Here is a 12,711-nt window from a genome sequence, read left to right on the forward strand (position 1 = left end):
ATCCTCGCCAAGGTCCGCTGGGTCCAGACCAGCATCAAGCAACTCGTCGACAACAACTCGAAGTAACGACAGCAGGATCACGAGACACTAGGCGGATACGAGGCAAGCCAACTGAGAGGACGCATCATGAGCGATCTGATTGCGATCGGGTACCGCGACGTGAGCACCGCTAACGCCGCGCGGGAGAAGATCATCGACCTGCAGCGGCAGGGACTCATCACCGTGCGCGATGCCGCTGTGGTGGAGTCCGGCGCCGACGGCAAGGTCCGGCTCCATCAGGCGTCCAGCGCGACCGCTATCGGAGCGGCCGGCGGGGCCATGTGGGGCGGACTCATCGGGCTGCTGTTCTTCGCACCGTTCGTCGGTATGGCAGTCGGCGCGGCCGCCGGTGCGATGGCTGGCAAGGCCACCGACGTCGGAGTGGACGACAAGTTCATGAAAGACGTCGGCGCTGCGCTGCAGCCCGGCTCCGCGGCGCTGTTCCTGCTCATCGACCAGGTCACCGTCGACAAGGTCATGGCGGAGATGGCGCCGTACCAGTTCGGTGGCCAGCTGCTGCGCAGTTCTCTGAGCACGGAGGCGGAGCAGCGCCTGCGTGACGCCATCGAGGCCGCGCACCTGACGCCCGCACGATGAACGGCCAGCGTCGTCGGTAGACCGGGCGGACGGCGGACCGGCAGACGCTGCGGCCAGGTCGTAATCGCATGCCGCGGTTTACGACCTGGTCGCCGTCGTCCGGCGCCGACGACCGACGTGGCGCTTGTGGGCACGGCCGTTTCGGCGGGCTATGCCTGGTACGCAGGCACGCCGAGGAGTTCGTCCACCGTCACGAACCGGTAGCCGCGGGCCAGCAGTCCCTCGATCGTCTCCCGCACCGCGACGACCGTCTCGGCGCGGTTGCCGCCCCGGCTGTCGAACCCGTCGTGGAAGATGAGGATGGAGCCAGGGCGCGTCTTGGCGATGGCACGGCGGGCCATCGCTACACCAGACGGCTGAAACACCTCCAACGCATGGCCGAACTCACCGGCGATCGGGTGCAGGCCGCTTCGGCGCAACATCCGCAGCAGGGCCGGCTGGCGCCACAGCCATGGTGTGCGGGCCAGCGCTGGAGTTCGGCCGGTGACTCGCGCCAGGACGCGTTGGGTCCGCTCGACCTCCCGCTCGTACGCCCTCGGCCGCAGGTATGTGCCGAACCGGTGACTCAGCGAATGGTTGCCCAGGATGTGGCCGGCGTCGATCGCGCGCCGGGCGACCTCGGGGTGGCGCTCGACGCACTGTCCTACGTGGAAGAAGGTCGCCCGGATGTCGTGTGCCGCCAGGATGTCGAGGATCTGCGAGGTGTACGGCTCGTTCGGGCCGTCGTCGAATGTCAGCGCGACCACCCGTTCGGCGGCGGGGCCGCGGTAGGGGTAATCGCGCGACGACGGGGCGAACGGCGACATCAGCAGCCAGTACGCCGCGCCGAGCACGGCCAGCGGTAGCAGCCAGGCCAGGACGATCACCGGACCGCCTCACGGCCGGCCACCGGGGTCGCCTCGAACGACCCCGCAGCGTCGCGGAACGCCGGCGCCGATCCGAGCACGCGCCGCCCCGCGACCCGGTTCACGGCATAGGTCAGCATGTAGTGCACCGGCAGGGTCACGAACAGGTTGTACGCGAGCCCGCGGGTGAGCCTTCGACCCGACGTGTGGGTCGGGTTGCCATGGTCGTAGACGACCCGGCCCTTCTTGCGCAGCCGGCGCAGCTGGTCGAGCTCATCGCCGCCCTGCGTCAGGCTGGTGTCGTAACCCGTCCAGGCCTCGCGGCGGAAGGCGATGTTCGTGGCGCTCGCATACATGGCGCGGCCAGTCAGTCGATAGACGCCGTTGACCATTCCGAACAGCATCCGGCCGTAGAGCCGGCCCCACCTGGGACCGTCGGCGTATCGGCAAGGGCCGACGACCGCGACGACGCGCCCGTCGCCGCGGAACCGCGCGTCGATACGGCTGAGCCAATCACGGCCGTAGACCGTGTCGGCGTCGGCGGAGACGACGATCTCACCACGTGCCGCCTCCGTGCCGCGTTGGCGGGCGTTGCACACCCCGGGCACCGGCTCGACCACGACCCGCGCGCCGAGGTCGCGAGCGATACCCGCGGTCTCGTCCGTGCAGTTGTTGTCGACCACGATGACCTCGCACACCCCGTCGAAGTCCTGCTTCTGCAGGGAGAGGAGCGCGTCGGTGAGATAGCCGGCCTCGTTGAGGCACGGGATGACGATGCTGAACCTGGGCCTCTCTGCCATGCGCATCAGTCTTGAGCAGCGGATCCGCCGAAACGATCCGGATCTCCCCCGATTTCGACCGGGGGCTTTCCCCCCAACGCGCAGTGGCGCTCCCCCTAAGCCTGACCTTCGGTCGTCGACCCTATGTAGGATTCCGAGTATGGATGGCTTGCGAATGACGACCGCGGTGGTGAAGGTCGTGGCCGCGCTGTTGGCTGATCCGGCCGCCGACCGTTACGGGCTCGAGCTCATGCGCGTCACCGGGCTGCCCAGCGGCACGCTGTATCCCGTGCTGGAACGGCTGCAGCGTGCCGGCTGGGTGGAGGCGCGCTGGGAGCAACTCGACCCGGCGGCCGCCGGTCGGCCGGCGCGCCGCTACTACCGGCTCACCGCCGACGGCACGGCGGCGGCACGCTCCGAGCTGGCGGCGCTGCACCAGCAGTTGGGGCGTGCGCAGCAGCCTTCGACCCAGCCGAGACTGACGTGAACCGGCTGGTGCGGGCGGCCGTCCACGTCGCCTGGCGGCGATGGCCGGCGCAGGTGCGCGATGAGCGACGCCAGGAGTGGGAAGCGGAGCTGGCCTTCCTGGCGAGCGAGCCGGGTCGTGGCCGGTTGGCTCGCCGGCTGGGCGGGCTGCGGTTCGCGCTGAGCCTGGCATGGTCACCGCCGGTGGAGGATGAGCATGGGGTCCCCCGCGGCTGGCCTGAGATCCTGTCGGTGCTCGGCCACGCCTTGCGGGCGCCACTCGCGCTGGCCGCCACCGCTGTGACCGGCTGGGCGGCGGTCGCCGCGCTGGATTTCGTGGTCAGGACAGTGCTGATGATGAGCGGAGGCGGCCCCGCCGCGCTCCACAGCGGCGTCGACTGGCTCGGCGCCGGACTCAACGTCATCGTGCTGGTCGCCGTCGCCGGGACCGGCCTGTTCGGGACCTGGCTGGGCCGACGGCTCCCGGTCAACTGGGCACACCGCGGCCGGATGGCCGATGTCGGCTCAGCCATCGTCGCGCCGCTGGTGCTCGGGGCGCTGTTCCTCGTGGTGGACCGGCTCGCCACCCCGAACGTGCAAGACGATCCGGGCGTGGTGACGTATCTGCCGCCCGACGTGGTGCCGGCCGTGCTGGTCTGGACGGTCGTGGTCGTGGTCGCGGCGGTTGCCGTCGCCCGGCTCACCGGACGCGGCTCGCCCGAAGCACCCGGACCGCAGCGGTCCGACCAGCCACGCCGTACAGGCCGCCCGGGCCGCCCCGGACTTGCCTGGCTGGTCGGCGTGGGCGGCGGTGCGCTGGCGCTGTCGCTCGCGGGGATCGTCGCCGGGTTGCGCACGGCCCTACGGGTCGGGCTGGATCCGTCCACCGCGCTGCTGTGGACGCCGCAGGCTCTGCTGCTGCCGAACGGCAGCGGGCCGTCGTACGGTCCCCGCTCGCAGGGCTGGGTCGCTTCCGACGAGGTGGTCGGCTTCGTGTCGGGCACGGTACGACCGCTGCTGCTCGCGACAGTGCTGGCAGTCACCTATGCCGCCGTGGCCCGACGCCGGCCCGAGCAGGTGACGGTCCGGCTCCCCATCACCGATGCGTCCCGAACCGCCCGGCCGGAGCCGGATCGGCCGCTACTGGCGGTCGCGGCGGCCGGCGTCGTGCTCTGGGCGTTCACGCTGACGATCCTCACCCCGAAGCTGGTCCCGCTGGACCTCGACCATTTCTACGGCCAGCTCCACATGCAGGCTCACGACGTCCGCCTCGGCGCCCTGCTGGCAGCCCTGCTCGGCGTGGTCGCGGCCGTCGCGGCCCGAGGCGCGGTGGCGGTGCCGGCAGTGCTGGGCGGTGCCGCGCTGGTGACGGCCGACACCCTGGTGGACCGCGCCGATCTCGGTGGTCCGGCCGTATTCGTGGCCACGACCGGGGCCGCGCTCACCATCCTCGGGGCCGCTGCCGGACTCGGTGCCCGACTCGGGCGCATCCCGCCGGCGCGGGCGAGCGCAGAGCGGATCCGGCTCGGCATCGCCGTGCTGGCCGCGTGGTGCGCGCCCGGCGTGTTCGCCGGCGCCAACCAACTCCAGGACGACCTGGTGCCTCGTGGACTGCCGGTCGCTGTCGGGCTGTCCGCCGCGGTGCTGCTCCTGCTGGCGGGCGGGGTGGTCCGGACCATGGTCGCGCGGTGGAACCCTCCGCTCGTGGCCCTCCCGGTGCTGGCCGCGCTGCTCACGGCAGCGGCCTGGTGGATTCCCGATCTGCCGGACCTCATGATGGTCAGTGCCCTGGCACCATTGACCGCGGCGCTCACGGTCGCGGCGGCCCGCTGGGACTCCAGCCGTCGCCTGGTCTGGCTCGCTGTGACGTTCGGCGCGCTCGTGGCGGGCCTCCCAGCGGCCATCCTGCAGATCGGGCTCGGGCTGCTGGTCGGCGGCCCACTCAGGAACGCTGCCGGCTACGGCAACCCACCCGACGGCGAGCTCATGCTGCCCGGTGCGCTGATCTGCGGCCTCGGACTGGCCACGCTGGCAGCCGTGGCCGCGTCGCGTCAGCCGGCCCCCGCCGATCCGCCGGTGCCGGTGGATCAGCCGACCGCGCGGCCCATCTGAAGCGCCTGCGCCGCCGAGGAGGCGGCGCAGGCCAAAGGTCTTCACCCGTTACCGGCCGGCCGGCGCCAGTTCGGGCTCGGGCGCGTGGCGCTCGACCTCCACGTGGGGCAGGAGCCGGTCCAGCCAGCGCGGCAGCCACCAGTTCGCGCGGCCCAGCAGGGCCATCGTGGCCGGGACGAGCAACAGGCGGACGACCGTCGCGTCGACGAGGACGGCCGCGGCCATACCCACACCGGTCATCTTCACCGTGACGTCCGGGTCCAGGGCGAATCCCACGAACACCGCGACCATGATGGCCGCCGCACCGCTGATGACCCGCCCGGTCGCGGACAGGCCGCGCACCACGCTGCCCTGCGCGTCGCCGGTGGCGAGCCAGTCCTCGCGGACCCGCGAGAGCAGGAACACCTCGTAGTCCATCGACAGTCCGAAGAGGACGGTGAAGAGCAGGATCGGCACAAAGCTGGAGACCGGCACCCCGTGCGGCAGCCCGACCGCGCGGGCGCCCGCGTCGGTCTGGAAGACCGCGGTCATCACGCCGTACGCCGCCGCGACCGACAGCAGGTTCATCACCGCGGCCTTCAGCGCCACCACCGGGGCGCGGAACAGCACGGTCAGCAGCAGCAGCGACAGCGCCACCACGAACGCCACGACCATCCACAGCCGCTCGGCGAGCCGCTCGGAGATGTCGGCGAACACCGCCACCAGACCGGTGACGAGCACCCCGTCGGGCAGCACGTCGGCGCGCAGGTGGTCCAGCAGCCGCGTCGTCTCCTCGTCCTGCGGCCCGGTCTTCGGCTCCAGCACGATGACGGCGGCGGTGCCGTTGACCGCCGGCGGGGCGACCGCGGCAACGCCGGACTCGGTGCGCAGCCGCGCCACCAGACCATCCACATCGGACACCTTCGTGGTGTCGACGGCGAGCAGCAGCGGGCCGTTCGCGCCGGGGCCGAACTCGGCCGAGACGAGGTCGTACGCCTTGCGTGTGGTGTTGGACGTCGGCTGGCTGCCGGCGTCCTGCGGCCAGGTCCGCATGCCCAGCGTCGGCGCGGCCAGCGCGGCGAGCACGACCAGCGACGCGAGCGCCGCGAGGATCGGCCGGCGCCCGACGCCGGCGGCCCATCGCGCGGTCAGGCCCGGGCGCGCGGTGGCGGCGGGGCCGGTGGACGCCGCGGTACCGCGGCGGACCGCGCGCGGAAGCACGCGGCGCCCGGCGAGGCCGCACAGCGCCGGCACGAGGGTGAGCGCGGCGGCCATGACCGCGGTGACGGCGGCGAAGGTGGCGTAGCCGAACGAGGAGTACACCGGCAGCGTCGACAGCTTCAGGCCGAACAGCGCGACGAGGACGGTCAGGCCGGCGACGACGACCGAGGCGCCGGCGGTGGCGTTGGCCCGGGCCGCCGCCTCGCGCACGGACAGGCCGGCGCGCAGGCCCTCGACGTGCCGGGCGACGAGCAGCAGGGCGTAGTCGATGCCGACGCCGAGCCCGACCATGGTGGCGATGGTGGGTGCGGTACCGCTGATGTCGGTGACCTTCGCCAGCAGCGCGACGGCCGCGGTCGCCACGCCGAGGCCGGCGATCGCGACGACGAGCGGCAGGCCGGCCGCGACGACCGAGCCCAGCGCGAACACCAGGATCAGCAGCGCGGCGACGATGCCGACCCCCTCGGCCGTGCCGCTCGGGGCGGTGATGTTCTCGACGACCTGCCCGCCGAACTCGACCTGCACGCCCTCGCGGGTCAGCGGCACGGCCGCGGCGCGCAGCGCGTCCGTGCCCTCGGTGCCGCGGAAGTCGGTGACCGGAATGTCGTACTGGACACCGATGAGCGCGGTGTCCCCGTCGGCCGACAGGCGCGGCGGCGCGACGACGCTCGCGCCCGGCATCTTGGCGAGGCGCCCGCGCAGCGCCTCCAGCGCGGCCGGGTCGAGTGCCCGGTCGGAGTGCACCACGACCCGCGCGTCCGCGCCGGACATCTGCGGGAAGTGCTCGCGCAGGAACTCGATGCCGGCCTGCGACTGCGTGCCCGGGACGTTGTAGTCGTCGTGTGGCGTGCCGCCGAATCCTGACGACAGCGCGGTGAACGCCACGAGCGCGATCAGCCACGCGCCGATCGTGCGCCACGGGTGTGCGGCGGCCGCTGCACCGAGCCGGCCGAGGAACTTGGACATGACAGCCTCCTGATGACTTCTGCCACCAGGCTCCGCCACACCACTTTCAGACGACTTGGAACTCACTATCGCGGGCCCGCGAAAGTCTTTGAAGGGCTCGGCGGCGACGACCGGAGCGCGCCCGATCGGCTAACGCGTCGCGGGAGGATCGGCCTGCCACGGTGAGCCGATGCGCCGGCCGAGGTCCGCAGCCGCCTGCTCATGGCTGGCCGCGAGCCGATCCCGGCCGGCGCGCCACGCCACCCGGGCCAGGAGAGCGTCGTAGGAGCCCCAACATGCGGTTGCGGTTCCGACGACGATCTGGCGCGACTCGTACGGCAAAAGGGACTGGTATGCCGCGTCGAGGTCCCCGTCGAGGGCGAGGGTCAGTTCCGCGCGCGCGGCGACCAGGGCGTCAGTCGTCCAGTCGCTCGGCTCGGCGGGAGCCCACCGGCGGACCAGCCGCGCCGCCTCGGCGGTGTCGCCGATCTCCGCCGCGGCGAGGATGGCAATCGTCTGTACCAGCGGGATCTGCAGGTCTGCCGTGTCGACCAGCAGATCCAGCACGTCCGCGAGGCGCCGGTCGCGACGACGGAAGGTGAACTGGTGCAGCGCGTAGCAGCACTGGGCTCCCCAGAGGTTGGTGGCCCGATACAGCTCGCAGGCCTCCGTACTGAGTTCCTCGGCGCGGTCCCACTCGCCACGCAGCATGGCCAGCCCGGTTTGCTGGAAGAGCAGGTGCGGGCGCACCTCGGGGCCGGTGAGGTCGTCGGCAAGACGCGTCGCGGCGGCGAGGTCGGACTCGAAACCCGGGGCGTCGCCCAGGTGCAGGCGAAGCGGGCCGCGGTGGAGGCGGGCGAGAAACTCGGTCCGTGCCGGCAGCCCATGGCCGGCGAGCGCCAACGCCTCGTCCGCGGCGGCCATCCGCCGCCGCACGCCGTCCGACGACCCCCAGGCCACCAGGCCGTAGTTGTTGAGCGTGCGGCCGAGCAGGGCCGGGTCGCGCAGTTGGCGGGCCAGTGCCACGCCTTGATCGGCGTAGCGGATCCCGTCGTCCCGCCGGACCGGATGGTAGGCCAGTTCGACGCCGAGCGTCCCGAGCAGTTCCGCACGCAGCCGAGGGTCGTCCTCGACCTCAGCGGCCAGGTCCTCCAGCAGGGCCACCAGCGACTCGTCGACCATGCCGTAGGAGCGCCAGTTCCACAGGGTGACGCCGCCCCAGACAGACGCGGCGGCGGCGAGCCGGGCACGGTCGTCCAGACGCCGGGCGATGTCGATCGCTTCGGCGATCACTTCCTGGGCCAGGTGGGGATGGCCGCTTCGCAGCAGGTCGTTGCCGAGCGCGACCAGCAGTTCCTGCCGCCGGCGGGCGTAGCTGTCGTCGGTCGCGTCCAGCAGGGCGAGGGCCCGGCGGGTGTGTGCTGCCGCCTCATCGTGCGCCAGCCGGTCCCGTGCGGCGGACGCGGCGTCGATGGCGTACCCGATCGCGGGCTCGGCGCCGGTGACCGGTACCGCCTGGAAGAAGTGGTGTGCGAGGCGTTCGACGTCGAGCCGGCCGGCCCGGCCCCGGGTTTCGAGGGCGAGCCCGGCCTGCCGGTGCAGCCGGGCGCGCTGGACGCGGGACAACCCGGCGATCAGCGTCTCCTGGACGAGCGCGTGGCTGAACCGCCATACCCAGCGGTCGTCGTCTTCGCTGATCACCTGGCTGATCACGGCCGGCTCGAGCACGGTGATCACGCGCTCCGCGTCGAGACTCGCGGCGGCCTGGATCAGATCCAGCGGGAAGTCACGGCCGATGACGGCGGCAAGCGCCAGCAGACTGCGCGTGTCGTCGGGTAATCGCGCCAGCCGGCGGTCCAGAACGCCGCGTACCGACGGTGGGATCTGGCGCGCGGACGAGACCCTGCTCTGCTCGCTGCTGAGCAGCCGGGCCAGTTCCACCACGAAGAACGGGTTGCCCTCGGTGCGCGCGTGGATCTCCGAGGCGAGCTGGTCGCCGTCCGCGGAGCCGAGACCGGCGAGCAGTTGGCGGACGTCTCCCTCGCCGAGCCCGGAGAGGACGATGCGGGTGGTGCGTCGCTCCCGAGCCAACGCCGCCAGCTCATCCGTCGTCGTCCGCGGAAGGTCTTCACCGATGGTGCGTGCGGTCGCCACAGCCACGAGGCGGACGTCATCGAGGTGGCGCGCCAGCAGCACGAGCAGGTGCAACGAGATGACGTCGGCCGCCTGGACGTCGTCGAGCACCAGCATGACCGGTTGCGCCGCTGCCGCCTGGGCCAAGCGCGTACGAAGCTGCTCGAACAGGGCGAAACGCTGCCGGTCGGGGTCGCCCGCGGGGTCAGGCAGCAGTCCCGCCGCCTCGACCTCACCCGACCGTTCGAGCTGGCGGAGGATCTGCAGCCAGGGCCACAACGCCGGCGCGCCGGTGTCGTCGGCGCAGCGGCCCCACGCGACACGCCAGCCCTGCGCGAGCGCCATCTCGGCCGCTTCCTCAGCCAGCCGGGTCTTGCCGATGCCCGCCTCCCCTTCCAGGACGAGCACGCCGCCTCGGCCATGGACCGCGTCACTCAGCGCGGTGCGGAGCCTGGCTCGCTCGCCACGCCGTCCGACCAGGCCGGTACCGGGGACCTCCGGCGATGCGGCATGCTGGGCCGGCTCGGCCGGGGCCGGTGTACCGGGCGAAGTACCTGGTATGACCGCCACGGCGGGCGCGACGGGCCTCGACGGGGACAACGCCAGGTCCTGGCGCAGCACCGCCTGCTCGACCTCGCGCAGCTCCGGGCCCGGTTCCAATCCGAGTTCGGTACGCAGCATCGCGGCGCAGCGGCGCACGGCATCGAGTGCGTCAGCCTGCCGACCGGCCTGATAGAGCGCGGTGGCGAGACGGACCCACAGTCGCTCCCGCAGTGGTTGCTCCACCACCAGCCGTTCGAGCAGGACCACCGCCGTCTCGGCCCGGCCCAGGGTGAGCAGCGTATCGCCGTAGTGTTCCCGGGCGGTGAGATACAGCTCTTGCAGGCGCGTCCGCTCGGCCGCGATGGCCGGCTCATCCACCAGGTCGGCGAGTGGCTCCCCCCGCCACAGCGCCAGCGCCTCCCGCAGCATTGCCTCGGCCGCCTGCGGGTCGCCGTCGTGCAGAGCCTTTCCGCCGTCGGCGATGAGGCGGGAGAAGCGCAGGAGGTCAAGGTCGTCCTCGCCCGCCCGGATCAGGTATCCGGGCGGGCGGGTCAGGAGCCGTTCGGCGGGTTGCCGGGGACCCCGGCTGGGTTCGAGGAGCCGGCGCAGATGAGAGATGTACGACTGGAGGTTGCCGGTCGCGGAGGCGGGCGGTTCGTCGCCCCACAACTGGTCGATCAGCCGGTCGAGCGGCACCACCCGGTTCGCGTCGAGCAGTAGCAGGCTCAGGACCGCGCGGAGTTTCGGCCCGCCGAGGTCGACGATCTGGCCGTCGCCTCCAACGAGCTCCATCGGACCGAGTACACGGAACTGCACGAAGCCGATCTTAGTGTCCACGCGATCACAACACGAGTTCGGCGAAGCCGTCGCCGACGACAAAGCCGCTGCTCATCAGCCATCCGACGGCCTCCACCGGGGCCACCCGGAGGCGGCGGGCACCGGCCGCGCGAGCCTCGGCGGCGACTTCACGCAGCAGCCGTCGTCCCAGGCCACGGCCCCGGACGGATGCTTGTACCTCGATGCGCACCAGCAGGGCCACCGGTCCGCCTTGCCGCGCCGCGAGCAGCGCCTCGGCCACCGGCGCCGCTGTCGGATCACCGACGTCCTCGAGGCATATCCGCAGCCAGCCCGGCCGCCCTCCCGGGTGCCGTCGCGTGATCAGCACTGGCGCGTCGTCCTGATGGTCGGGCATGAGCTTCATGTTCGCCCCAGTCGCTTGCGTCGCACTACATGCCACATGCGACGCGATGGAGTACGCCTGGAGCGGTTCTGCAGCGGGTGATGTACCCCGCTCGAACCGGATCGCAACTGCGGCCAGGCACCGTCGAGGCATCGGAAATCTCGTCACGACGCCAAGAAGGAAACCAAGTTGCTGAACACCGACGAACCCCGGTCCGACGACCTGACCTGGCTGCGGTCGCAGGTCCGCGGGCCCGTGTACACGCCGGGCGACCCTGAGCTGCCCGCCGAGATCCCGACCTTCAACACGGCCGTCGCGCACCACCCGACGGTCGTGGTCGGCGCCACCGGCGCGGAGGACGTCGCCGCCGCTGTCCGATGGGCCGCGGCACACCGACTTCCGGTCGCCGTCCAGGCGACCGGCCACGGCGTGGTCTTACCCGTGGACGACGCCATGCTCATCACTACCCACCGTATGCGCCAGATCACCGTGGATCCGCAACAGCAGACCGCGCACATCGAGGCTGGTGTCCGGTGGCGGGAAGTGATCGAAGCCGCCGCCGGGTATGGGCTGGCGCCGCTGAGCGGCTCGTCGAGCTCGGTCGGCGCCGTCGGCTACACGCTCGGCGGTGGCATCGGCCTGCTGGGCCGCGAGTACGGCTTCGCCGCCGACCACGTGCTCTCGGTCGACCTGGTGACCGCCGACGGCCGGCTGCGCCACGTCACGGCCGAGACGGACCCGGAGCTGTTCTGGGCGCTGCGAGGCGGCAAGGGCAACTTCGGCATCGCCACCGCGATGCAGGTGCGGCTGTTCCCGGTGGCGGCGCTCTACGCCGGCGGCCTGTTCTTCGCCGCGAGCTCCGCCGCCGACGTGCTGCACGCCTACCGCGGCTGGGCGCCCACGCTGCCCGAAAACGCCAGCAGCTCCGTCGCGCTGATGCGGATGCCGCCGGTGGAGCAGCTGCCGGAGCCGCTGCGTGGAAAGTTCGTCATGCACCTGCGGTTCTCCTACCACGGCCCAGCGGCCGAGGGCGAGGACCTGCTCGCCCCGATGCGGTCGGCGGGAGCTGTCGTTCTCGAGCATGTCGGCGTGCTGCCGTACGAGGCGACGGACGTAGTCCACCAGGACCCGACAGATCCGATGCCGGTGTGGGAGCGTGGCGGCCTGCTGCACTCCTTCGAGGCGGACACCGTGGACGCGCTGCTGAAAGTCGCCGGTCCAGAGCTTGACGTGCCACTCATCATGGTCGACATCCGGCTGCTGGGAGGCGCGCTGTCCCGCCCCGCCTCCCCGCCCAATGCGGTTTCCGGCCGGGAGGGTGCCTACAGCGTGTACGTCATCGCTCCGAGCCCGCCGCCGCTCAAGGAGATCGTCCCGGTCGTCGGCGGCGCCGTCCTCGATGCCCTCGAGCCCTGGCTGACGGGCACCTCGTTGCTCAACTTCCTCGGTGCCGCCGCCACGCCGCAGCAGGTCGCGGCCGCCTGGACGCCGGACGTCTACACCCGGCTACGCGCGGTCAAGAACTCCGTCGACCCGGGAAACCTGTTCCGGTTCGGACACGCCATCGGGATCTGAGCTCAACACGGCCCGGGTCGTTCGTCGAGCGCTTCACGCTCGTCGCGCAGCGGTGCGGGCCGTCGTGGGGCACTGCCGGGGTCGTGGGGGGGGGGGGGGGGGGGCCCCCCCCCCCCCCCCCCCCCCCCCCGCCCCCGCCCCCCCCCCCCCCCCCCCCCCCGCCCCCCCCCCCCCCCCCCACCCCCCCCCCCACCCCCCCCCCCCCCCCCCCCCCCCCCACCCCCCACCCCCCCCCCCCCCAACCAACCCCACCAACCAACACCGCCACACAACCACCACCCCCACCCAACACAACCCA

At 72.3% G+C, this 12,711-nt stretch carries 9 protein-coding genes; 4 read left to right on the forward strand and 5 right to left on the reverse strand.

Annotated features, from left to right (window positions below; all coding sequences use genetic code 11):
- The first annotated feature begins 126 nt into the window (after positions 1-126).
- Entirely contained in the window at positions 127-636 is a 510-nt protein-coding gene (locus AB0367_RS38055; protein ID WP_366231384.1) for a DUF1269 domain-containing protein, read from the forward strand.
- A gap of 149 nt (positions 637-785) precedes the next feature.
- On the opposite strand, the gene AB0367_RS38060 is transcribed toward AB0367_RS38055, so the two are convergent.
- Together AB0367_RS38060 and AB0367_RS38065 are read right to left on the reverse strand one after the other, a co-directional pair.
- Positions 786-1,502, reverse strand: a complete 717-nt coding sequence (locus AB0367_RS38060) for a polysaccharide deacetylase family protein (protein ID WP_366231385.1) — start codon at positions 1,500-1,502, stop codon at positions 786-788.
- Complete coding sequence (locus AB0367_RS38065; RefSeq protein WP_366231386.1) at positions 1,499-2,281, reverse strand: glycosyltransferase family A protein; 783 nt, start codon at positions 2,279-2,281, stop codon at positions 1,499-1,501. The genes AB0367_RS38060 and AB0367_RS38065 overlap by 4 nt, the downstream gene beginning before the upstream one ends.
- A 139-nt stretch (positions 2,282-2,420) precedes the next feature.
- Between AB0367_RS38065 and AB0367_RS38070 the strand changes: the two genes are divergently transcribed.
- A complete protein-coding gene (locus tag AB0367_RS38070; protein WP_366231387.1) occupies positions 2,421-2,747 on the forward strand; it encodes a helix-turn-helix transcriptional regulator in 327 nt (108 codons plus the stop codon).
- Entirely contained in the window at positions 2,744-4,837 is a 2,094-nt protein-coding gene (locus AB0367_RS38075) for a hypothetical protein (protein WP_366231388.1), read from the forward strand. Before AB0367_RS38070 ends, AB0367_RS38075 begins: the two co-directional genes overlap by 4 nt.
- A 48-nt stretch (positions 4,838-4,885) precedes the next feature.
- On the opposite strand, the gene AB0367_RS38080 is transcribed toward AB0367_RS38075, so the two are convergent.
- The 3 genes from AB0367_RS38080 to AB0367_RS38090 form a co-directional block, all read right to left on the reverse strand.
- Positions 4,886-7,003: an MMPL family transporter gene (locus tag AB0367_RS38080; RefSeq protein WP_366231389.1), complete on the reverse strand. Its 2,118-nt coding sequence runs from the start codon at positions 7,001-7,003 to the stop codon at positions 4,886-4,888.
- Positions 7,004-7,132: 129 nt separating this feature from the next.
- Entirely contained in the window at positions 7,133-10,495 is a 3,363-nt protein-coding gene (locus tag AB0367_RS38085; protein WP_366231390.1) for a BTAD domain-containing putative transcriptional regulator, read from the reverse strand.
- A 4-nt stretch (positions 10,496-10,499) separates the two neighbouring features.
- On the reverse strand, positions 10,500-10,850 hold the full coding sequence (locus AB0367_RS38090) for a GNAT family N-acetyltransferase (protein ID WP_366231391.1): 351 nt from the start codon (positions 10,848-10,850) through the stop codon (positions 10,500-10,502).
- 177 nt (positions 10,851-11,027) lie between these two features.
- Between AB0367_RS38090 and AB0367_RS38095 the strand changes: the two genes are divergently transcribed.
- Positions 11,028-12,413, forward strand: a complete 1,386-nt coding sequence (locus tag AB0367_RS38095) for an FAD-binding oxidoreductase (RefSeq protein ID WP_366231392.1) — start codon at positions 11,028-11,030, stop codon at positions 12,411-12,413.
- The last annotated feature ends 298 nt before the right edge of the window (positions 12,414-12,711 follow it).

The organism is Dactylosporangium sp. NPDC051484, from assembly GCF_040689395.1.
In the GTDB taxonomy this organism is placed as follows: domain Bacteria; phylum Actinomycetota; class Actinomycetes; order Mycobacteriales; family Micromonosporaceae; genus Dactylosporangium.